Here is a 23670-nt window from a genome sequence, read left to right on the forward strand (position 1 = left end):
ACGATGATGTTAAAACAATTTAAATTAGGTCAGTTCGGTATGAAAGCATCTGTTTTAACGGTTGCATTAGTTGCTGCAAGCACTGGTGCACAAGCTGCGGGCGAAGCCAAGAATATCATTTTCTTCTTGGGTGATGGTATGGGGCCAACCACAGTCACGGCAAGCCGTATTTATGGCTACGGTGAATCTGGCAAATTAACCATGGACACCTTGCGCCGTACGGCAAGAATTAAGACATATTCAGAAGATGGTCAAACCACCGACAGTGCTCCTTCAATGGCTGCTTATATGACGGGCAAGAAAACCCGTAATGAAGTGATTGGAATGACGCCTGGGACGATCGCGGTTGAACCAAGTGCGGGTACAGCACCAGATGGTACCAAAGTATCTAATGCCATCAATAATTGTCCAACCCCAGGTTCAAGTGTGGCTGCGGGCAGCCCTGCGGAAACGATTTTAGAACTTGCCAAAGCCAATGGCAAAAAAGTCGGCGCAATTACCACCACGGAATTGACCCATGCAACGCCAGCTGCAACATTTGCTCATGTGTGTAATCGTAATGCACAGTTTGAGATTGCACGTCAGGTCATCCCTGGCGGTGCAGGTTATAACACTAAACTGTTAGATGGCGTTGATGTATTGATGGGTGGCGGGCGCAATCATTTCACCCCTTATAATGCGGCGGATAATAAGAAGGGGCGTATTGATGGGCGTAACCTACTGAATGAATTAAAAGCCAAAAACTACACTGTTGGTGCGACCAAAGCAGAGATGGATGCAGCACCATTGAATAAAAAATACATCGGTCTTTATTCAGCAACCTCACATTTGGAATACGATTTAGACCGAGCACGAACAGCACCAAACCAACCAAGTTTGGCTGAAATGACTGCGAAATCAATTGACCTGCTACAAGCACAAGATACTGCGGGCAAAGGCTTTTTCTTGATGGTGGAAGGCGGACGTATTGACCATGCTTTACATGGCACCAATGCCAAACGTGCATTGCAAGACACCATTGCTTTTGATAATGCGATTAAGACGGCATTGGATAAAATCAAGAAAACCGACCCTGAGTTAAAGAATACTTTAATCGTTGTTACGGCCGACCATGACCATACCATGACCTTTAATGGCTATACCGCGCGTACGGGAAAAACTACAACTACTAACCCAGGTATTTTGGGTTTGAGCTATAGCTATCAAGAAGCCAAAGCGACAGATACTCGCACACGGGTGCTGGCGGATGGTAAAAAGCATGCGCCGAATCTGGATGTGAATGGTAAAACCTCAACCACTTTGGTATTTGGTAATGGTGGTGGGCCACGTCCAACCTCACGCATCGACATTACCGACAATGACGCAACTGCCGATGATTATTTACAAGAGGTTGGGATAAAGTTGGGCAATCCTGGTTCTGAAACACATGGTGGTGGTGATGTACTGTTATTTGCTGAAGGTGCGGGTTCACAAGTATTTAAAGGTACACGTGAAAATGCATGGGTATTCAGCAAATTAAAAGAAGCGTTTGGTTTTAAATAGGGGCTGCTAACATTTCACAGATACTGGCGACAGAGGATAGCCATTGTCTGCGTTTCATGCCTTGTTTCTGTTGTTTTAGCCAATAACGCAGGGCATGGTTGAAATGTTAACAGACCCTCAACACTTTATTGAAGATTTTCATCATATTGCAAACAACCTCAGTCACTATGACTGAGGTTTTTTTATGTAGGAAATAACATGCGTCTAGTGATGAGTGCAATATTACTGAGCGTGGGAATGACGTCATTGCATGCAGCGCCGTTATTAAGTGCCAGCATTACCCGTGAGACCCAAAGTATTGGCAATGATGGTGTGACCCGTACCAGTGTGTTTCAGGAGCGTATGTATCGTAATACTCAGAATATTTGGATTGAACGTGTACTACCTAAACATCACCAACATGGACATGAAAAGGGCGGGCATAAACATTTGAATTTAGCAGAAGCGGCCCAGCATTATTTTATTGATCAGAAAAAACAGCCCAAACTCAATTTGGTGCTGATGGAAGATAAAACCGTTGTGCATTTACAAGATGCCGATGTCGATATGTTAGGGCTGAGTAGCTGTTGGAGCTGTGTGTATTCATTGATTGACCCTAAAAGCTTAAAGGGAATGACCGTTAAGAAAAAAGACAGCAATAGTACTTGGTATGAAAGTCAGAATAAGAAAAATAAAATGAGCATCGAATGGGACAATCGCAATAATATTGCCAAACGGGTGGAAGTACGCAGTTTAGATGGTTTGCGCTACGACATTTTAAAAGCCAATATCCAACAGGTGAATATTGTAGAACCGTGGAAAAGCTATAGTAAATTCAGCAGCAAAGATTATTCAGACTTTGGTGATTAACCGCATAAAGCTGAATTAACTGAATTGAGCTCCTTATTTAAAGGGGCTTTTTTATCATAGAAATTGATCTGTTCGGTGACCGCTATCATTTCAATCTTTAAATGAAATGAGCTTACTGTTCGATTCATTTCATATAAGCACGAGTACGAGCTGAATGATTGGATTGTGATGGATTGAGATAAACAAATGCCGACATGATGTCGGCATTTTTTTTTGAGTGGATTGCTTAAATTAAGCTTTTTTCTCAATTGATGGCGCAACTGGATCAGCGGTGATATAGCCAACACTTGCACTATAACCACCATTGTAGTTAGCCAAAACTTTTGCTTTTAAATCAGCAGGAAGACTTGAGCTATCACCTGCATGTTGGAAGTTGCTCATGATATAGGTCCAGCCATTGACTGAGTCAACCGCATGTAGACCTGTTGACTCTGCACCTGCTGGTGTTGAAAGAATTCGATCTAAAGATTTAGTCTCAACGTTATAAGCCCAAAGGAAGTTATTGGTATGGTTACCACTATCTTCACCAATGAACAAAGTACGTAATGTTTCAGAGAATTTTAAGTTGTCTGGGCTGGCAATGTTATTTGGATCAGCGGTATTACCCAGGCTATCCACTGGAATATCTTTGCCCATGAGAATCATATGGCTTTGATAAGGTGTCCATTCACTATTAATCACATTATTTAGGTGGTCAACTTGGCTGCCTTTCAGGTCATGCGCAAGTACCCCACCTGCCTTTAATGTGCTCTTGAATTTAACATTGTGCGCAGCAACCCAGCTCGATTTTCCTTCAATCATTGAGTCTTGAATATTGGCAAGTGCAGAATAAGCCACCTTATCCTTAATGTTAACGGTGGTTCCTTCCATTTTGGTGAATGCCATACTACCGCCTTTCAGCGCAGCATAACGATGTGTTTCAAGGAAAGCAGCCGCTAATTCGATTTCTGCTTTACTGAAACCGTTATTGGCTTCTTTTAACTTGATCCAGAGAGTTTTCTTATCCAATACAATCTGCGTATAACCGCTTAAGTCTGCAGGTGCAGTGGTTAAGCTCTCCATAATATTGTCAGCTTTAATGCCGCGGACATTGACCAAGTCTTCAATAGTTTTACTGTCGGTATGACCCAGTTTGATCCATTTGATCGGTGCTGTAGAGGTTTCATTCAGCTCAGCAGTGTACTTGGCAACGTAGAGCGTCCCAGCAGATAAATCTTTTTCTTTATCTGCAATAAACATAAAGAAACCGCCGTTGGTATAGTCATCACCCATGATCACGGTACGGTTGTCTGGCATGACTTGAATTAGCTCATGTGAAATACGGCCTAAGCAGTAGTGCTTAACTGCAGTACCACGACCTTTACCATCCAGAATGATTTCTGGTAAATGACCATAGTTATAGGCATTGGCCGTATTTTCATTGCCATACAGATTTTTACTGTAGGCTCTTAATGTGGCTAAGGTGCTACCAATTTGATCAAAGGCATCGGGCTCATATTCTTCACTTGAAAGGTGTGTATTCCAAGGTGAAAGGCTAGCACCACAGGTAATCCATAGACCATGGACTTGAGACATATCCACATTGAAGTATTTTTTCAATGCAAGATGTCCAGTTTTTTGATCTTGGTCTAAGGTTAATACTGCAATCGGAGACGGTAACTGACCATACATACTTTGTTTGGCCAAGTTTTGCGTGGTGTATTCGAACTGAACCACATGGAACACAGGGTTGTTGACACCGTCAACTTTTGCATCTTTGAGATGGATCATTGAAGAGCCATCTGGACAGTCAGAGAAGAATTGACGTTCTTGACCTGGAACCGATGTATCTTTGATCGCTTTGTTGTTAATGTCGTAATAGCTACCTGCGATAATTTTGCCGCCATTGATATTATCAACTTCCATACCAGTGCGGAAAAATTCTTGATAACCTAATTTATATTCAGTGCTGGTATTGTCTTCCCAAGTCACTGTTAAACTTGATTTAACAGAAGTTGTTGCCATTTCTGCAGTGGTGGTTGGAGCCGCCATTGGCGTAAATTTGGCATTTTTAAATTTAACCAGTTTAGCTGGTGGTGTAACAACGTTATTATCGTTGTCATCATTGCAACCTGTTAAAGCTGCTGCTGTGCCCATTGCCCCTAGTGGTAAAAACGGAACACCCGCGAACCATTTTAAAATATCACGACGACTTGGCTGATTAGTATTGGCTGTCATAGTAAATCCGTATCTGTAATATATGGTAAATAAATCCTGATCGATTCTATGAAGCGGAGATGACAGTTTTCTGACAGTTTTAAGGCAGTTTGAAGACAATTTTTATTTTATAAATAATTAATAAATATTAAATTATAAAAAATAATCCCCGAAATGTTTTCGAGGATTTTTCACATATTTGAATTAAGCTGATGCTTTTCTTTTTTCCAGTATTTTCCCGAGGAACAAACCCAGTTCGAATAACATCCACATCGGCACGGCCAGCATAATCATCGACAAGGCATCGGGTGGTGTGACAAACATCGCCACAAAAAAACAGCCAACAACAATGAAGCGACGTTTTTCAACCAGACTTTGGGTACTGACTACACCAATTAAAATTAGTACTAAGGTAATGATTGGGATTTCAAAGGTAAAACCAAACACCAAGAATAATTTTAGACAGAAGCTTAAATAACTGTTGATGTCTGTCATTGGTGCAACTGTTTCTGGGGAAACGCTGATAAAGAAATGCAAAATTGCAGGCAAGGTAATGAAATAAGCAAATGCCACACCTAAATAGAACAGTACGATACTGCCTAATAATAGGGGAATGGCCAAATGACGTTCTTTTTCATACAGTGCCGGTTTGATGAAGGACCAGATCTGATAAATGATATAAGGCATGGCCAACATAAAGGCGACGAATAGATTTAGCTTAAACGGTGCCATAAATGTTGCCGTGACATCGGTGGCAATCATGGTGGAGGTTGCAGGCAACTGTTGTCTCAAGGGCTCAGACAACCATTGATAAGTGGTATTTCTAAAGGGCAATAAGCAGAAGAAAAGAAAAATCGTGACCCCAACAATTTTAAATAGATATTGTCTCAGCACAATCAAATGCTGCATGACAGGCATTTGTTGTAGGGTTTCTTCAGTGCTGACTGAAGTTGAGGGTAATTGGCTCATACGGCAATCTTTAATTCTGAATCAAACTGTTGAGTCGATAAACTCGGCTCAAATTTGAAAGGTAACTGCTTTTGATATTCAAGACTGAAAGGGATGATCGCTGGCTGAGAAAAAAGGGTATAGCTGATCGGGGCTTTCGTCTCAGTTTTTACTTCCTCAGCTTCAGAAGGCGTTTGTGTATTTTTAAGCGCGTCCAGTTGTTGTTGCATCCTGCGTTCAAGTTCAGTGATCTTATCAATTTCTTTTTGCATTTCTTCGCGGAACTCAGAAAGGCGTAACTCTCGATCAATTTCGTTCTGAATATTGTTGATAAACTTTTTAATTTTTCCATACCATTTCGCTACGAACCGCGCAGCTTCTGGCAATTTATCAGGACCGAGCACCAGCAATGCAATCACAGCAAAGCAAAAGATTTCGGTCATTCCCAAATTCAGCATAGTCGTGCTCGCTTAGCTTTTTACTGAGCTTTCAGTATTTTTTACTTGAGCATCGATGGTGCGAGGTTCATTTAAAGGTGTTGCAGCTTCTTCTTCTTTCATTGATTTTTTGAAATCTTTGACTGCACCGCCAACATCTTTACCGAGGTTTTTTAGCTTCGACGTACCGAACAGTAGAATCACTACAATTGCAAAAATCAGTACGTGCCAAATTGATAAACCAGCCATCATTCTATTCCTATAAAACTTTGGATATATCTCAACAGCTTGCCATGACAAAGATGTGACACTTATATTGCAGTTTTAAGACAATACATTTACCCAACGGTAAATAGTGCTAGCATAAGCAACATATCAAGACATGATAAAAACAGATCGACATGACCTTTATTCTCCCCATCAGTGCCTTTATCTTCGGGTTGTTGCTTGCTCAATTCAAAGTCGCGGAACAGGCGAAGAAAATCTTAGCTTCCTTATTAGCGCGGTTATTTATTCCTGTGGTGATCATCTACAACATGGTGTTTTATCAGGCTGGTAGCTTTGCACTGATGGGATTTAGTTTTATTACATCGATTCTTCTATTTTATGGTTTTTTCCACTTCTCAAAGGATCGCTTACAAGCGCTCTGTGTAAGTTATAGCAATATTGGCTGGCTGGGTTTTCCATTTGCCATCGCCTTATTTGGTGAGCAGGTCAGTGGTGCCATGATCGCGCTGTATATTGGGGGGTCGCTGTTTGGCAATATCTGGGCAGTGTCTGCTGTTTCTGAAGCACCAATGAATTATTTAACGACATTGCAAAAAGTTCTCAAGTCGCCACCGGTCTTGGCCTTGTTTGCAGCACTGATTCTATGGCTATTCGGTATTCATCGTTTACAAGGGAATTTTGTTCTAGAGGGACTGTATGATATTGCTAAATTTGGAATGAGCTTTGCGGGCATGTGTATTTTAGGTATGTGGCTGAGACATACTCGGGTGCATAGGGCTGATTTGTGGCTGAGTACTCGTACCTTAATGTTCAAGCTCTTGTGTGGTGTGGTGATCTGTACATCAACTTATTATTTTATTGCGATTCCGCAGATTGAATCATTGCTCCCAGTTTTGTTTTTCCTATTTTGTTTACCACCCGCCGCTAATATTGTTGCTTTGGAAACCCATTACCAAGGTACGGGCATTTCAGCTCGCTATATTGCTGCGGGAACCATCGTGAGCTGTCTGGTAATTGTGATCTATGGTCTATTGCTGCATATAAAAAGTGCCCTCATCTAGGAGGGCACTTTAGGGTTTTAAACCAAACTGGCTTTAAACAGTTGCATGGCTTGACCGCGATGGCTGATCTTATTTTTATCAGCTTTGCTCAGTTCAGCACTCGAAACATTGAGTTCTGGCAGCCAAAACAGCGGATCATAACCAAAACCGTTTTCACCACGTGCTGCCGCTAAAATCTCACCTTTCCAGATACCTTGGAAAATTTGTGGAAGTGGGTCTTCTGCATGGGTGACCAATGCCAAGACACAAACAAACATCCCTTCAATCGCTTCACCCTCTTTACGCAAAGGTGCAAGATCAGCCAACAATTTTTGGTTATTGGCAGCATCATGACCGTGTTCACCCGCATAGCGTGCCGAGTAGATGCCAGGCGCACCACCTAAGATCGGGACACATAGTCCAGAGTCATCTGCTAGCGCAGGTTTACCTGAAAGTTTAGAGGCATGGCGGGCTTTGATAATGGCATTTTCAACAAAGCTGAGACCGTCTTCAATTGCATCTTCAATATCGAGTTTGCCTTGAGGAATAATCTCGACAGGTAGATTCAGTTGTTGAAAGAGATGTTCAAATTCGACTACTTTGCCTTTGTTATTACTTGCAAGGACAAGGCTGCCTTGGTTGAGCCATGATTGGGTAGACATATCAGTTTCAGATCAATAAAAATTAAAGAGGATTTTAGGCAAATTTTATGAAAATAGATACTTGATACATACAGGTATGTCTATTCGAGAGAATTTGTTATGCTTAGGCTTGAAAGAACAAGAATAGAGGGGAAATGATGAGTCCAACCTTTTTACATGAATTGGCTATAGAGCAATTGCAGCATATGTCTCAGGAGGATATTGAACAGACGTTAAAAGCTGAACAATTGTATTGGGAGAATAAGCCTCAGACGCTTTACTATCTTGCTGTAAATGGAGCTAAAACAAAAAATGGTGGCTTGGTTAGAGCTTCTTATCATTATTACAAAATTGCAGGGATGTCGATTGCCCGTGTGGGTGATGATGTCATTTATATAGATGGCACAACGTCCAAAATTATTGCAGGTGCAGGGCAAGCATGTGTGCTTGATGGCGTGCCAGTTGCTTTGGTAGGGAGTCATTTAGAAAATGGTGATGAGATTATTGATAGTCCAAATACATCCGTTGCGATTCGTATTTTTAAAGATCAACCAAAAATTGATAACTTTCTAAGTTCTGATAAATCTATAAAGGACTAAATTATGGCAAAGGGTTTTGCGATTCATAATGCATTTACAGATCATGGTGGCATGATTCCAGCAACTCAAATGATGAGTTCTCAGCAGGGAAATTTATTTGTAAGGGCGGGAGATGGGCATCTTTGTCCTAAATGTAGATGCTGGTCTACAGTGATAAAAAGCCATGATCATGTCATTTTTGATGGTAAACCTGTCGCTTATGTCGGTGATAAGCTAACGTGTGGTGCAACCATCATGCCTCAACAAACACATGTTGTTGGGAGCAGTGGCTCTGGAAGTACTATAAGTACAGCAACATCATCTTTTGTGAATAATAAGCAAAATACTACGGATAGTTTTGTTGACAATATAAAAAATTTTGAGATTGAGCTTACTGATATGAGAAGCTCTCCCTTTATTCCATTGGGTGTTTCTAAATTTAAAGATTTTACTTTTTTTGTAAATATTAAAAAGGGGACTTATGATGCTATTAGTTTAGAGGTTGAACATGAGGGAACATTTGTAGAAGTAAAAAAAATAGAAAAAATATTCACGGCTGGCCAAAAGGTAAATATTGACTGGGATGGTTTCTTAAATAATTTATATGATAGTAAGTTCTTTTTAAAATCTTTAGGAGTTAAATTTAAGCTGAAAGGTTACTCTTGTGGTTCTTGTCAATGTTCTGATGAGAAAATATTTCAATTTAAATATATTAGTAAAGACTGGATGGATGTAGTTATTAATAAGAAAAGTAATCACATTTTAATTAACTTAAGGGTAAATTTAACTGATGGTGGAGCAAGTGGACTGTTTAATGAGCGGTCAGTACCAGAAATTACAACTAAGTTGAATAAAATTAAACCATACTCTTTAAGAACGCGGTCTTTTTTACAATTGCAACAACTATCTTTGGATGGTATTAAGTATTATTGGAGCCGTAATAGTAGTCATCCTACAGGGAAATTTATTTCTATTAACAGTAAAAAATATGAGGTTTTCCTGAAACCTTCTTTATCTGATTCTAAGGCTATGCCTGAGATGAAGTTAACATATATTACAAATGTTAATCCTAATGACTTTATGTTTAGAAGTTCTAATTGGGCTTTGTCAAGAAAAACAGCATACGCAACAGGATATTTAAAACTAGAGAATGATTGGTATTTTTATAAGCATGAATATTCAGATAAAAAGTTTAAAGAAACAATTGCCCATGAGATTGGGCACGCGATAGTAGAAACTTATGCTGGGTTCAAAGAATCTATTACACATCATGGTTCGTCAGGTTATAACCAAAATCCAAAATCTGGAACTACTTATCCTCAATCTGGAGAAATTGACCTAATGAAATATGCTGAGACATCTCTTAGTCGGACACCTTATTGGGATACTCGAATGATAGCAAATGAAAATGATGTTATAGGGCTTTTATTCATATCAGGAATTGCTAGAAAATGAGAAAAAGTATAATTGTTATTTTATTAATAGTGATTTTTTCAAGCGTTTCTTGTTCAAAGAAAACAATTTATCTGACTCCGGAAGTTACGGGGTATATCTATGATATTAATTCTAAAGAGCCTTTAGGTAACAAAAAAGGTTATATAAGCTTTTCATTACCTACTGGAAAAACTCCAAAACAATCATTAAAATCATCAGGTAAGTTTGTAATATACCCACTTAAAAAAGAATATTATATTTTTAAGCCGGATATAAGCTCTTACAAGGATGTTCCTTTGCAGATATATATATATATAGACGGTTATGAAGGGGAAATACTGGATTATTCAAAATTCTTTTGGAGGCAAGTTCCAAAAGAAAAAATAGGTTTTGATTCTTATAATAAAGTTGAAGTAGGTAAAGTATATTTGGATCCTGAGAAATAGACTTTAATTTTATTGTTATATCGAATTATGATTTTTATGTATATTATACAAAAGGCGATTTTGTAAGGTAAAGGTAGTTCAAACGACAAAAAATATAATTTTGGGAGTTAATGTAAATGAAAGTGATAAGTTTTCTGTTGGTTGTATTTTTGAGTTCTTTTTTAAAGTAGAAGCGAACTCAGTTCAATTAAAACCAAATGATTTTGCTTTGAAAGTTTGTCTGGATGATAATTATTAGAAAATGAAAGCCTATCAAAAAGAAAATTTAAGGGGCTATTCTTCATTTAATGTGGGGACACCTGAACAACAACTTGCTCTTTCAGACTTTGTTAAATCAAATACAAAATATTTTTATAAAGAAAATTTACCAATTTATATTGAGTCTAGCTCAGGAAAAAGTAATACTTTTTTCCAAAAGTGTATGGAGTTTTATAAATCTGATAAATTATAAATTAAATTAGTTGAGTTGTTGATTTTAATATGGGTATAGTTGGTGTGGGTATCTATGATGAATGCTATTTGGAATTTTATCTTCACATCTAAACAATTAATTTTTGTGTATACGACTATGAAGATAATTTTTTTTGTATTTTGCATTACAGGGCTAATTGCTTGTACACCGAAAACTATTATTTAAAACCAGAGGTATATGAGCAAGTTTTTGATATTAAAACAAAAAATCCTATTTCTAGTAGAGGAGGATATATCGGGTATAGCCTTAACGATGATACAAGTATTAAGACAGATGAGCATGGTCGATTTAAGATTACCCCTAAGGCTGAGTCTTATTATTTTTTTAGGCCGAATTTAAAAAAATGTCCGCTAGCGCCCCACAAATTTATATTAATTTTAAAGGGTATCTAACAAAAACATATGATTATTCAAACGGGAAACCTCTTGACGCTATTAAAGAGAATCCTGGGGCGAGAATTTTGGAAAAGATAGATGTCGGTATCATCTATTTGGAACCAGAAAAGTAAAAGGACTTTGATCGAAGCGTTTAACAGGAAACTGGAAATTAGATCTAAGCAAATAAAAAACCGACTTTCACAAGTCGGTTTTTAAAATCACTCCATAGATCTAAACAAGATTATTGCGCTTGAATCCATTTATCAGCACGGTCACGTGCAGTACGAATCTGATCTTGAGTCAAGTTTGCAGCCAATGCGGTTTTCTTACCTTCAGAAAGACTGATCACTTTAGTATCCAACATACCATCGCGGGTTGAAAGCTCATACCACTGATAAGCGCCAACAAAGTTTTTCTTCTGCTCTTCCATCATGGCAAGATTGAAGCTAGCACGGTTGTCACCATTGCTTGCTGCTTTCTCGAAATATTTACGCGCTAAAGCTTCGTCTTTCTTTACACCGATGCCATCTGCATACATGCGGCCAACATTCAATTGCGCCGCAGATAAACCTTGATCTGCTGCTGCCTTGAATAAAGTGAAAGCTTGCTTTTCATCTTTAGCCACTTCTTTACCAAACTGGTAACGGGTTGCTAAGTAAAACTGTGCCCCAGCTTGACCAGATTTTGCTGCGCTTTGCAATTCATTGATACCCATCACTGAATATCGCGCTGCCTGCGTTGCAACCGATTGTGGTTGAGCAACATAGTCAGCGTGCGCTTGTATACTGATCAGACCAAATAAAAATGTGCTGATTAATGTCTTTTTCATAGAGCGCTCACTCGATAAATTGCGACTTCACCAAATAGGTTCGGCATATGCTTACTGAGCATACTACCTTGTTGGTCACCATTAACGGCAAGTCGATTAATAATTTTAATCCGATTCTCAGCACATAAGGCTTCAAAGTCACGGAAAGTACATAAATGAATATTCGGGGTGTTATACCACATATACGGTAAAGCTTCCGAAACAGGCATTTTCCCTTTCAAGGCAAGAAAAGAACGTGTCTTCCAATGCGCAAAGTTTGGAAAAGTAATAATGGCCTGTTTGCCGACACGCACCATATCACGAAGTAATACATCGGGTGCATCTACAGCTTGCAAAGCTTGTGCCATGACCACAGAGTCAAAAGACTGGTCGGCAAAACGGCTTAAACCTAGGTTTAAGTCCTGTTGGATAATATTTAACCCCCGACTGATGGCAATTGCAATCTTTTCTTGATCAATTTCTAGCCCATAGGCACGAATATTGTGCTGTTTGCTCATATGAGCCAGCAATTCACCATCACCACAACCTAAGTCTAACACGCTAGAGTTAGGGTTAATCCATTTTTCGGCGAGTCGTTGATCTATACGCATTAGTGCTGCTCCTGCGATGTCGATTGCAACTGTTGTTCTCCACCTAAAAATGCGCGTAGCGTTTTTACATACAGTGGAATAGGGAATAAGAACGAGTCATGGCCTTGTTCAGCATCAATATCTAAGTAGCTGACAGGCTTATGATTATCAATCAAAGCATCCACCAGTTCCTGAGAACGACTTGGGCTAAAACGCCAGTCTGTGGTAAATGAAATCACCAAAAATTGGCACTTCGGTTGACTCATGGCCTTCGTCAAAGAATGTTCATATTCACGCGAAGGGTCAAAATAATCCAAGGCCTTGGTCATAATCAAGTAAGTATTTGCATCGAAATTGCGGCTAAATTGTTCGCCTTGGTAACGTAAATAGCTTTCCACTTGGAATTCCACATCAAAACCATACATAAATTTGCCCGATTTTAAATCGCGACCAAATTTCTGTTTCATCGCTTCTTCAGACAAGTAGGTGATATGACCGACCATACGCGCCAAAATCAAGCCGCGTTTTGGATAACTGTCATTTTCCAGATAACGACCATGATGGAAATCAGGATCAGAAAGAATTGATTGGCGCGCGACTTCGTTAAAGGCAATATTTTGGGCTGATAATTTTGGTGCACTGGCGATGATGGCGCATTTTTGTAATCGGTCTGGATAATCCAAAGACCATTGTAAGGCTTGCATGCCACCTAGAGAGCCACCAATGACAGAATACCAAACTTTAACGCCTAAACGATCAGACAACATGGCTTGGGTTTTCACCCAGTCACGAACGGTAACGAGTGGAAAGTCTGGACCATAGGGACGATTTTCATTTTCAGGATTCGGTGAAGTAGGGCCAGTTGAACCACTGCATCCACCGATATTATTTAAGGAAACAACAAAGAAGTGATTGGTATCAATGGCTTTTCCTGGGCCAATACAGCTGTCCCACCAGCCAGCTTTCTTATCATCTTCATGATGATAGCCTGCCGCATGGTGATGTCCTGACAGCGCATGGCAAATCAGAATAGCATTGGATTGATCTGCATTGAGTGTTCCATAGGTTTCAACCATTAAATCAAAACGCGGCAATACTCGGCCACATTCAAGTTCTAAGGGTTGTTCAAACTGAAACTTTTGTGGTGTGACTACGCCCACTGAATCCGATGGAAAAGACACTGGAATGATTCGCCCTATAATAAATCATTAATAATAAAAGGATACCAATTCAGGTATCCTTTCAAAAGTCATTTTTTCTGATATTACAACTCAGCTTTACTGACGATTATGTGATATTTCACCTATCTAAACGGCTGCAGCAGCCACTTGATCGGTGGTTAATACCCCTTGTTCAATTAAACGATTGGTACATGCAATAATGGCTTCAATGGATGAGGTCACGATGTTGTCATGTACACCGGCACCAAATGCGCTCTTACCTGTGCCCTTCACTTGAAGCTCAATCAAAGCAAGTGCTTTGGCATTGGCACCTGAACTGATACTGCGCTCTTCATAGTTCACCACATCAATTGGTAACTGTAAGGCATTCAACATGGCTGAAATTGGGCCATTTCCTTCACCACGGAGACGTTGAATTTCACCGTCAATTTCAATATCTAATTCAATGATTTGTGTACCATTGATATCTGACAATTGATAATGCTTGGTTTGATAATGGCTATTCTTCACATGCACATAGGTATTTTCAAATAAGCTCCAGATTTCATGTGCACTGATTTCTGTACCATTTTCATCGGTATGTTGTTGTACGATCTGACTGAATTCGATTTGAACACGACGTGGCAAGGCAACGTTGTAGTTTGATTCCAATAAGTAGGCGATACCACCTTTACCTGATTGGCTGTTGACACGAATTACTGCATCGTAGTCACGGCCTAAGTCTTTCGGATCGATTGGTAAATATGGCATATCCCAGACCTCTTCGTTTTTCTGGAATTCGAAGCCTTTTTTAATCGCATCTTGGTGTGAACCAGAGAATGCAGTAAAGACTAAATCACCTGCATATGGATGACGAGGATGCACCGGTAAACCTGTACACTCTTCAACTGTTGCAATGATTTCATTGATATTTGAGAAGTCTAAGTTTGGTGCAACGCCTTGGGTATACATGTTCAATGCAATCGCGGCAACATCCACATTACCCGTACGTTCACCATTACCAAATACACAACCTTCAACACGGTCAGCACCCGCCATAATCGCCAATTCAGAGGCAGCGATACCACAACCACGGTCATTGTGACAATGCACAGAGATAATCACGCCATCACGACGCGCCAAGTTACGGTGCATCCATTCGATTTGATCGGCATAGACATTCGGCGTAGATACTTCCACAGTTGCAGGCAAGTTCAAGATGACTTTATTGGTCGGTGACGCTTCCCAGATTTCAGTGACCGCATCACAGACCTCTTTGGCCACTGCTAATTCAGTTGCAGAGAAACATTCTGGGCTGTACTGGAAAATCCAGTCTGTTGCAGGGTATTGCGCTGCATATTCTTTGACTTTGCTTGCCGCATTCATGGCAAGTTGTTTTGAGCCATTGGCATCCACATTCAAGACTTTCTGGCGGAAAGTCGGTGAGTTTGAATTATAGATATGCACAATGGCACGTTCTGCACCGATTAATGCTTCAAAAGTACGTTCAATCAAGTGATCGCGTGCTTGAACCAAAACCTCGATATAAACATCTTCAGGAATCAAATCCTCTTCGATCAACTTACGGGTAAAATCGAAGTCAATTTGAGAGGCAGAAGGGAAACCAATTTCAATATGTTTGAAGCCGATTTTCACCAACATGTGGAACATTTTTAATTTTTGATCCATATCCATCGGTTCAAAAATCGCTTGGTTACCGTCACGAAGGTCGGTACTCATCCAAATCGGCGCTTGATTGATTTCATTGTTCGGCCATTGGCGATCTGGTAAATCCACTCGCTGGTACATACGGCGGTATTTTTTGCTTGGGTCAGCCAACATCATGAGATAACTCCTTGTCGTAGCATGGTTGCTGAGTCAAATTAAAAGCAACGTGCTACAGATATATATGGTGTCTATAAGAATTAATTTAAAGCGAATTCGGGGATCGAGCGCCTAAAAATGTAGGCGAAAAAATTTATACGCGCGCGAGGCGCAGCATCAGGAGAAGAGCAGCGAGATGTTTTGTATGAGACGGGTGGGTAAAGCCGCGATTTGTTTTCATCATCTACCATTCATATGGGGTATTTAATTTTGCAGTTATATTAATCATCTAACGATACTCAGTCTAGGCGAAAATACAGGCGACTGCAAAGGTCTATAAAACATTTTAATTTGAATGAATGGAAAATATTTCCCTAATTTTTGAGCTATTTTATATTTGGTAAGAAAAAATTACCACAATTTCATTAATTGGAGATAAAAAAATTAATTTTATCTCTTTAATGTGAAAAGTGTGCGATTTAGAGCTCAGACCACATGCGAATCAGGTTATGGTAAATATTGGTGAGTTTCATCACTTCAGGATAAGCATCGCCATGAGCTGTACGTAATGCACGGATACTTTCATCTAAAGTGAATAGCAAATGGCGTTTACTGTCATCTCGAATCAGGCTTTGTACCCAAAAGAATGACGCGAAACGGCTTCCAGTACTAATGCTGCTGACTTCATGCAAACTGGTTGATGGGTAAAGTACGACATCGCCAGCAGGAAGTTTAATCTCATGGTAGCCATAAGTGTCTTCAATGACCAGTTCACCACCTTCATATTCTTCTGGTTCGCTTAAAAATAAGGTGCATGATAAATCGGTGCGGATTTGCTCAGATGTGCCACGAATCAGGCGAATCGAGTTATCGACATGGAAGCCAAAGCTTTCAGATTCATCATAACGGTTAAACAGTGGTGGGATGATTTTATGTGGTAATGCCGCGGCTTGAAAAAGTGAATTTTGCCAAATCGCTTTAATCACAATATCACTGAGCGCATGAGTCAGCGGATCTTGTTCTGAGAGCTGCTGATTCTTCTTGACTGAAGCGGAGAGGGTCCCCGCAGTGATTTTTCCACCCACCCAATTTGCATCTGCTATCAATTGGCGAAACTCTGCAACTTGTTCTTTGCTTAATACATTTGGGATATGATGGATCACGGTGAACACCTTTTGAATATTTATTGCAGTTGTAAAAATAGCCTCATGACGAGGCTATTTTATATGAACTAAGCTGAATACCATAAAGTTATTATGGTTTTGACTTAGTATTTAAAGTTAATGGCTAAGACAGCATTACGACCATTACCTTCATTGGCATAATGAGCGGCATGTGCACCTGTAAAGTAACGTTTATCACCAATGTTATTCACGTTCAGCTGTACATTTACATTCTTATCTACGTCATATTTTGCCATTGCATTATAGATGGTATAGGTCGGTAAGAATTTTGGTGCAGTCGTATTTGCGAATACTTTATCTTGGTATTGAACGCCAGCACCTAAAGTAAGTTTAGGGATGACTTTGTACGTCGACCATAAAGTCGCACTATTTTTCGCAACAAATGGTAGTGACTTGCCTTCAGCTAATAGACCTGCTGAATTTTGGTTACCCTTGGTAAGTTCACTGTCTAAGTAGCTATAACCTGCAGCAATATCCCATTTTTCAGTAATTTTGCCATTTAAGCCAAGCTCAAAACCATCAACTTTACTGTTACCAATATTACGAGTTGTACCATCTGAATCTGTTACACGAGAATCAGTTTTTTCAGTACGGAAAATTGCGGCAGTCACGTTAGCACGTTGGTTAAATAGATCCCACTTCGTCCCTAATTCAATCGTACGGGCTTTTTCTGGTTTCAAGTCTAGATAAGCAGCGCCAAGATCATTTTCACCATCACCTTGGCTAATACCTACAGGACTTGCAGAGGTTGCGTAGCTTGCATAAATGCTACCTTGTTCTGTTGGTTTATAAACGACACCAGCTTGATAAGAGAAATAATCTGTATCGCTTTTAATTTTTACGCCTGTTGCTTTTGTAACTTGTTCTGTATCAAATTTATCCCAACGAACACCAAGGTCGAGTAACCATTGAGGATGCAATTCAATACTATCTAACGCATAGATAGAAGTTGTTTTACTGGTTACGGTATTAATTGAAGTTGGATTAATATCAATCTTGCCTAACCATGGGTCATTTGGATTCGGGTTATTTAAATCCGTACACCAGTAGTTTGAAGAAGCGCCAACACCTAAAGAACACGCTCCATCAATTGCCGAACCATTATTAACGTTTACGCCATTTACTGAGTCCGTTAATAGATACGATGCTTTATCGGTTTCTTGGTGAGCATATTCTGCTCCTACATTAAAGCTGTGCTTGATTATTCCGGTATTAAATTTCCCTTTTAAAGAAAGTTGATCACCAAAGGCATCCGTATCTCTAGTGTGGCCATTTGAGCGACGCCATACTTCACCATTGTAGATGTTGCCTTTAGAGTCATCAGGCATAGAGTTGACATAATCAGCTTTCGATTTAGTGTAGGTCGCGACGTTAGTCAGCGTTAAATTCTCATTAAAGTCATGTTCTAATTTTAATGTACCGATATGATTTTCGCGTTTATCAAAATCACGTGCTTTCCAGCCATAGTAAGTACCTTGCTTCACATGAACAGGTCGACCATCACCTTTTTCAGTGCCAGCTGGCGCATTGGCTGGAACATTTGAGTTGTTAAACGGAATTCCTGCATCTGGCTCATCATTACTTTTTAAGAAATAATAGCTAAGTGTTGCGCGGTTTGGGCTACCTAAGCCTAAGCTAATACTCGGTGCAATACCAACGCGAGCATATTCGGCACCATTGTGTTGACCTGGTTTTTCATTTTCATGACCCATTACCACAACACGGCCTGCTGTTCCGTTACCAAAATCTTTGTTGGCATCAAGCTGAATATGACGATAGTTATCGGTACCACCTTGAATACTACCTTGGTAAACGTCACCTTCATGTGCAACTTTAGTCACTAAATTGATACTACCACCTATGCTACCGCCACCACCTAGTGCAGATGAAGAGCCTTTAATCACTTCAACTTGTTCAACCGCAAACATATCACGGCTTTGAGAAGTGGCATTGCGCACCCCATCTACATAAATAGAGTTTTGGCTGTTGTAACCACGAATAATCGGCATATCCGTATAAGGCGTACCACCTTCACCAGCGCCTAGAGTAATACCTGGCTCATAACGAAGTGCTTCAAGCAATGTATTTGAGTTAGTTTCTTTAAGTAGTTTTTGCGACAGAATAGAAACTGACTTTGGTGTGTCTTTAAGTGGGGCAACAAATTTTGCATTTGCAGATTGATCTACTTTTAAAGACTCTTCTTGAGCAGCATGCGCATGAATGGTTGGAAGTTGAACTGCCTGATCCTGAGCAATCGCTGGTACTGCAATGACTGAAAGTGATGATGCAATTGCAGAAGAAACGAGCTTCTTCCGTGATTTAATAAAAGACATGGGGCACGCCTAAGAGTGTAAAAATTTATGCAAAGAATAATCATTCTTATTTCTATATTCATTTGTTTAGAATTGGTTTTTTCAATTGTTTCTAATTATTACAATGGAAAGTTTAATAAATTTCTGACCCTTATTGTTTAATATTGTTGTTAATTTGTTGATTTTTTTACTTAATCTATAAAAACGATTGTGTTTTAAATATTAACTATAAATTTTGATGTTATGGTTTTTATCATTTTACTGAAGTTTTATTTATATGATTTGTCTTCGAAATGTTGAAAGTTTCTGAATATCAATTTGTTAAAGTCAAAATAATTAAAAATTTGATCATTGATAAATATAGTCTTGATTGATGTCGTTTAAACAGGGTGTTCCCATCAACGCCATAGTGATTTCGAATTCTTCCTTGATGATTTTAAGCACATGCGCCACACCCAATGCCCCAGCAGTCGCTAAGCCATAGATATAAGGACGGCCAATCAGTACCGCGGATGCCCCAAGCGCGATTGCTTTAAACACATCTGTACCACGACGAATTCCACCATCTAAAAGTAGAGGATAATTGGCAGGAACAACGGCTCTGATTTTTTGCAGCGCAATTAATGGCGAAATCGTGGTATCGAGTACTCGACCTCCATGATTAGAGATAATTAAACCTGAAATACCGTATTTGACCGCTTTCTTGGCATCGGCAGGGTGCAATACACCTTTGAGGATTACGGGCAGTTTGGTATTTTTAATCAACCACTCAATATCTTCCCATTTGGGTGCCTTTTTCATCAGACCTTGAAAAATAGGATGTCCGTCAGCAGCCAAATTACCAATTTCTACATTGGTCAGTGCATGTGGATGTGGCATCTCATTGGGAAGTTGAAAGAAGGTTTTACGCTCTCGATCACGGATGCCTGTATGGGGTGCGTCGATTGTAAGAACGATTGCTTTGTAATTGTGTTGTTCTGCAAGCTGAATTAATGCTAAAGATTGTTCTCGATCACCTTGCCAATACAGTTGAAACCATTTGTAAGGATTTTCTTTATTCAGATCCCTCATATTGGTATTAGTTAGCGTACTCAGGACAAAATTACTCTGCATCAATTCGGCTGCGAGTGCTGTGGCGTGTTCAGCTTGAGGGTGGAAAAGTGCCTGATGCCCAATGGGGGCAAGAAAAATTGGATGAGGGTAATCCATGCCAAATAAGTTGAGCTGAGTATTGCCCTGTGAAAAATCATTTAAATGACGTGGAACAAGATGAACATCTTGAAATTGAAGCTGATTCTCTTGCACGCTCAGTTCGTGCATGGCACCGCCTTGTAAATAATGCCAAGTTGCTTCTGCCAAATGTTGCGAAGCTTGTTGTTCATAATCCGCTACGGTTTGTAAATGCGCTGGGATTGTGGTCAATGGGGGAAGAGCTGACATCAGAAGACTCCCCATTGTCTTAATAAGTTGTGATAGTGACTGGTCAAAGCAACCACTTCCTCGGTGTCGCCAAGCTGTTGTCTTAGTTTTAGAATGGTCATATCAAGATTAAACAGCATGGTACGTTGCCAGTCATCTTTGACCATGCTTTGAATCCAAGTGAAAGCGGCAATTCGACTGCCTTGAGTAACCGGTTCAACGCGATGCAGACTTGTGGAAGGATATAAAATCGCATCACCGGCATCCAGTTTCACTTCGTGGCTGCCATAGGTATCTTCAACAATCAGTTCACCCCCTTGGTATTCATCGGGGTCAGATAAAAAAACCGTAATGGAAACATCGGTGCGAATCATTTGTCCTGTTTGTGAAGACGCCTGAACAGCACTATCGACGTGGTTGCCATAATTGCCCTGATTTTGATAGCAATTAAACATCGGAGATAAAATGTGCTGGGGCAGGGCCGCTGAACGTAACAGTAAATTGTGTTGTAAAGCATTTAGAACAGACTGACTTAGGGGTTGATACACATCACTTTGTACGTCAATTTGTAAATTATTTTTAGTTTGCTGCGCTTGCGGCCCTGCGCTTTGAGCGCCATTAACCCATGCTGAGGTTGGTTGCATTTTTTGGCGTAGTTCGAACACTTGTTGTTTACTGAGCAGTTCAGGGATGTGCAACATCATATTTAAAACCTTTCAAAAAAGTACAGCCTGTCGAAAAAGTATAGCTTTTCTGACAGGCTGAGTTCATCTATTCAATCTGCAAATTTGATTGAATTATTTAGAACTTATAGTTGAACGTTAACGCTGCTGAACGAGGTTGACCGAGCACAAAACGGCTACCACCATTGTTCAATGCGCTGATGTAGTCCTTATCTGCTAAGTTGTAGACATTGAGATTAAGCGATGCATTCTTGTTAAAGCTATAACCTGCCATGGCATCAAAGACCACATAAGAGGGGACTTTTGGCATATTGGCTGGCGCAGTGCTGTCGGTAATGACACGTTTTTGTTCATCTACATAACGTGCACCAAGACCTACTTTAAAGCCAGCAATGTCATAAGTGGTCCATAATGAAGCAGTCCATTCAGGTGACCAGCGCACAGAGTCGGTTACGGTTTTTTCTCCAGCATCATTGAAGCTAATTTGCTCCTTTTGCTTTACTTTCATGTGGGCAACGCCTGCAGAAATGTTCCATGCATCGGTAATTTGACCCACGACTCCTAGCTCAACACCATTAACTTGTGTTTTACCTTCTTGAATTGATTCTTTGGTAATTGGGTCTTGCGTAAACTGGTTTTCGTTTTCTGTGCGATAGACTGCACCAGTTAATGCTAATTTATTTTTTAACACATCCCATTTTGCACCTACTTCATAGTGGTGAGTTTCTTGTGGTTTTGAACGTGAATTATTGGCAGCTTGACTACCTGAAGTAGCTGCAGATAAACCAAAATTAGCACTGCCAGGAGGTGTAAGCGATTTAGCATAAGAGGCATAAACGCTACTGTTTTCTGTTGGTTTAAATAAGCTGCCCAATTTCCAGCTCACTAGAGTGTCATGTGCTTTTAAATCTGTTGGTGTTTTTGTTACAACGCCAGTCGATGAGTTGGTTGCAACTGTTAGTGCTTCATAGTCTGTATGATAGTAATCTACACGGACGCCACCATTAAATTGCAAGCGGTTGTTTAATAATTTAATCGTGTCAAATAAATAAGCTGCGGCTGTATTGGTTTCACCATCCGTATATGCACCTGTATAAACAAGTTTAGGCATAACATCATAATGATTTGGATTGTATAGGTTTGCCGGTTTTGTTGATGGAGCAGGAATTTGTCCTGGTGCCTGAGTTGATAAGGTGCGTGAAATTTGCTGTTCTTGTAAGAATTCTAAGCCAGCAACCAAATCATGCTCTATAACACCAGTTTTAAAATTTAGGTTGAGTGATGAGGTATTGGCAAGAATTTTATTTTCCTGATCAACCCCTTGATGTGAGCGAGAAATCGTCCATGCATCTGGATTGTTTGATCCATTCTTATTTAAGGCATTAATACCTGTTAATGCACGATTCATTTGTGACTTACCGTAACGAGAGGTATTGGTTAATTTAATTTTATCGCCAAAATCACTTTCAACTTTTGCAGTCACCATATCAGCGTCAATATCTTCATAGTCATTGACACTGCCATAGTAATTCGAACGATCAACTTCTTTTGCCTTATTTAAATCGGCATCAGCATTGTAGAAGCCTTTCATTCCGACTGTAGGAATACCACCATCAGGAATATTATTTTGGCGAACATGCTGAGAATAGAGATAGAAGCGAGTGTCTGTGTTCAAACCGAAAGCAATCGAGGGAGCAATTGCCCAACCATTGTTCTCAACAACGTCACGACCTTCAACGCCGCCGTCTTGCCCCATGACATTTAAACGAACAGCCGTGCTTTCGTTAATGGCTTGATTGATGTCTGCAGTTAAGCGTGCATTTTCAGCGGTATTGTAACGTGCAGAAACTTCTCGGCTGCTTTCAGCTTTCGGTAACTTGGTGACTAAGTTGATATAACCTGATGCTGCACCACGACCTGCTTCAGAGCCAGAAGGGCCTTTTACAACTTCAATTTGTTCTAAGTTAAATACATCACGGCTAACCGCACCCAAATCGCGGATACCATCGACATAGGTTGATGTTTGCGTTGAAAAACCACGCATCTGGAAAGTGTCGCCTGCGCTGGTATTACCATTCTCACCCATTTGTAGGGTGATACCTGGGGTATTGCGTAGTGCCTCCATTAATGATGCAGCGCCTTGTTCCTGTAACAGTTCCTTTTTGATGACTTGTACAGTTTGAGGTGTATCGAGTAGGGGTTGCGTATATTTTGGAGAGCTTACTGCATCTACTTTATAGGTATTTTCTGCATTCACTTCAATTGTTGGAAGTTTTGCCACACTTTCTTCTTTAGGTGCGGCATGCGCTGCTAAAGGAAGACTTGCTGCAAGTGCAACTAAAGGTGTAGCACGAAGATGTTTACGACTTTTGATTTTTGCCATTGAGAGAACCCCTGAAATTGAAGTGTGAATGACAGAACTTTCAACCTTATAAAACTTTTACAAAAAAGAAGTAAAAGCGAATGAATTGTTAAGCTATGTAACAATTTGTGTGAAGTCTA

The 23670-nt window shown here is 40.0% G+C and carries 20 protein-coding genes and 1 pseudogene; 7 read left to right on the forward strand and 14 right to left on the reverse strand.

All coding sequences use genetic code 11. The annotated features are described in order from the left end of the window. Positions 1-6 precede the first annotated feature (6 nt). Together V6E90_RS10745 and V6E90_RS10750 are read left to right on the forward strand one after the other, a co-directional pair. A complete protein-coding gene (locus V6E90_RS10745; protein ID WP_332605296.1) occupies positions 7-1542 on the forward strand; it encodes an alkaline phosphatase in 1536 nt (511 codons plus the stop codon). 198 nt (positions 1543-1740) lie between these two features. Next, complete coding sequence (locus V6E90_RS10750) at positions 1741-2391, forward strand: hypothetical protein (protein WP_332605297.1); 651 nt, start codon at positions 1741-1743, stop codon at positions 2389-2391. 231 nt (positions 2392-2622) lie between these two features. Here V6E90_RS10750 and V6E90_RS10755 read toward each other — a convergent pair whose 3' ends face one another. The 4 genes from V6E90_RS10755 to tatA form a co-directional block, all read right to left on the reverse strand. Further along, positions 2623-4608, reverse strand: coding sequence for a PhoX family protein (locus tag V6E90_RS10755; RefSeq protein ID WP_332605298.1), 1986 nt, complete (start codon positions 4606-4608; stop codon positions 2623-2625). A 183-nt stretch (positions 4609-4791) separates the two neighbouring features. Beyond that, a complete protein-coding gene (gene tatC / locus V6E90_RS10760) occupies positions 4792-5556 on the reverse strand; it encodes a twin-arginine translocase subunit TatC (RefSeq protein WP_023271292.1) in 765 nt (254 codons plus the stop codon). Beyond that, the gene (tatB, locus tag V6E90_RS10765) at positions 5553-5993 is read right to left on the reverse strand and encodes a Sec-independent protein translocase protein TatB (RefSeq protein ID WP_065343307.1); all 441 of its coding nucleotides are present in this window, start codon (positions 5991-5993) and stop codon (positions 5553-5555) included. Before tatB ends, tatC begins: the two co-directional genes overlap by 4 nt. 12 nt (positions 5994-6005) lie before the next feature. Next, positions 6006-6221: a Sec-independent protein translocase subunit TatA gene (gene tatA / locus V6E90_RS10770; RefSeq protein ID WP_004678519.1), complete on the reverse strand. Its 216-nt coding sequence runs from the start codon at positions 6219-6221 to the stop codon at positions 6006-6008. Between the two features lie 152 nt (positions 6222-6373). On the opposite strand from tatA, the gene V6E90_RS10775 reads away from it, so the two are divergent. After that, complete coding sequence (locus V6E90_RS10775) at positions 6374-7261, forward strand: AEC family transporter (RefSeq protein WP_332605300.1); 888 nt, start codon at positions 6374-6376, stop codon at positions 7259-7261. Between the two features lie 17 nt (positions 7262-7278). Here the strand turns inward: V6E90_RS10775 and rdgB are convergent, their stop codons facing one another. Beyond that, positions 7279-7902 (reverse strand): RdgB/HAM1 family non-canonical purine NTP pyrophosphatase, encoded by a 624-nt coding sequence (gene rdgB / locus V6E90_RS10780; protein ID WP_278493576.1) that lies wholly within the window; start codon positions 7900-7902, stop codon positions 7279-7281. Positions 7903-8036: 134 nt separating this feature from the next. Between rdgB and V6E90_RS10785 the strand changes: the two genes are divergently transcribed. The 4 genes and pseudogenes from V6E90_RS10785 to V6E90_RS10800 all read left to right on the forward strand — a co-directional run bounded on the left by V6E90_RS10785 (position 8037) and on the right by V6E90_RS10800 (position 10790). Continuing rightward, complete coding sequence (locus V6E90_RS10785; RefSeq protein ID WP_065343310.1) at positions 8037-8480, forward strand: PAAR domain-containing protein; 444 nt, start codon at positions 8037-8039, stop codon at positions 8478-8480. Between the two features lie 3 nt (positions 8481-8483). Then, positions 8484-8757 (forward strand): annotated as a pseudogene (locus V6E90_RS10790) (PAAR domain-containing protein); the annotation flags it as partial. 1153 nt (positions 8758-9910) lie between these two features. Next, complete coding sequence (locus tag V6E90_RS10795; protein ID WP_065343311.1) at positions 9911-10339, forward strand: hypothetical protein; 429 nt, start codon at positions 9911-9913, stop codon at positions 10337-10339. A gap of 241 nt (positions 10340-10580) precedes the next feature. Next, on the forward strand, positions 10581-10790 hold the full coding sequence (locus tag V6E90_RS10800) for a hypothetical protein (protein ID WP_332605301.1): 210 nt from the start codon (positions 10581-10583) through the stop codon (positions 10788-10790). 639 nt (positions 10791-11429) lie between these two features. Here the strand turns inward: V6E90_RS10800 and V6E90_RS10805 are convergent. The 9 genes from V6E90_RS10805 to V6E90_RS10845 form a co-directional block, all read right to left on the reverse strand. Further along, positions 11430-12017, reverse strand: coding sequence for a tetratricopeptide repeat protein (locus V6E90_RS10805; RefSeq protein WP_004657807.1), 588 nt, complete (start codon positions 12015-12017; stop codon positions 11430-11432). Next, positions 12014-12607, reverse strand: coding sequence for a methionine biosynthesis protein MetW (gene metW / locus V6E90_RS10810; protein ID WP_016651551.1), 594 nt, complete (start codon positions 12605-12607; stop codon positions 12014-12016). Before metW ends, V6E90_RS10805 begins: the two co-directional genes overlap by 4 nt. Next, entirely contained in the window at positions 12607-13767 is a 1161-nt protein-coding gene (gene metX, locus V6E90_RS10815) for a homoserine O-succinyltransferase MetX (protein ID WP_065343313.1), read from the reverse strand. The genes metW and metX overlap by 1 nt, the downstream gene beginning before the upstream one ends. A 126-nt stretch (positions 13768-13893) precedes the next feature. Continuing rightward, a complete protein-coding gene (gene leuA / locus V6E90_RS10820; RefSeq protein WP_332605302.1) occupies positions 13894-15591 on the reverse strand; it encodes a 2-isopropylmalate synthase in 1698 nt (565 codons plus the stop codon). Between the two features lie 458 nt (positions 15592-16049). Further along, positions 16050-16733, reverse strand: a complete 684-nt coding sequence (locus tag V6E90_RS10825; RefSeq protein ID WP_332605303.1) for a Fe2+-dependent dioxygenase — start codon at positions 16731-16733, stop codon at positions 16050-16052. 104 nt (positions 16734-16837) lie between these two features. Next, positions 16838-19087, reverse strand: coding sequence for a TonB-dependent receptor (locus tag V6E90_RS10830; protein WP_332605304.1), 2250 nt, complete (start codon positions 19085-19087; stop codon positions 16838-16840). Positions 19088-19414: 327 nt separating this feature from the next. Continuing rightward, positions 19415-20506: an alpha-hydroxy acid oxidase gene (locus V6E90_RS10835; protein ID WP_332605305.1), complete on the reverse strand. Its 1092-nt coding sequence runs from the start codon at positions 20504-20506 to the stop codon at positions 19415-19417. Further along, complete coding sequence (locus V6E90_RS10840) at positions 20506-21189, reverse strand: Fe2+-dependent dioxygenase (protein WP_332605306.1); 684 nt, start codon at positions 21187-21189, stop codon at positions 20506-20508. The genes V6E90_RS10835 and V6E90_RS10840 overlap by 1 nt, the downstream gene beginning before the upstream one ends. Before the next feature lie 97 nt (positions 21190-21286). Then, positions 21287-23551, reverse strand: a complete 2265-nt coding sequence (locus V6E90_RS10845; RefSeq protein WP_332605308.1) for a catecholate siderophore receptor Fiu — start codon at positions 23549-23551, stop codon at positions 21287-21289. Positions 23552-23670: the final 119 nt, after the last annotated feature.

It is taken from the genome of Acinetobacter sp. ESBL14 (assembly GCF_036668815.1).
Taxonomy (GTDB): Bacteria; Pseudomonadota; Gammaproteobacteria; order Pseudomonadales; family Moraxellaceae; genus Acinetobacter; species Acinetobacter gyllenbergii.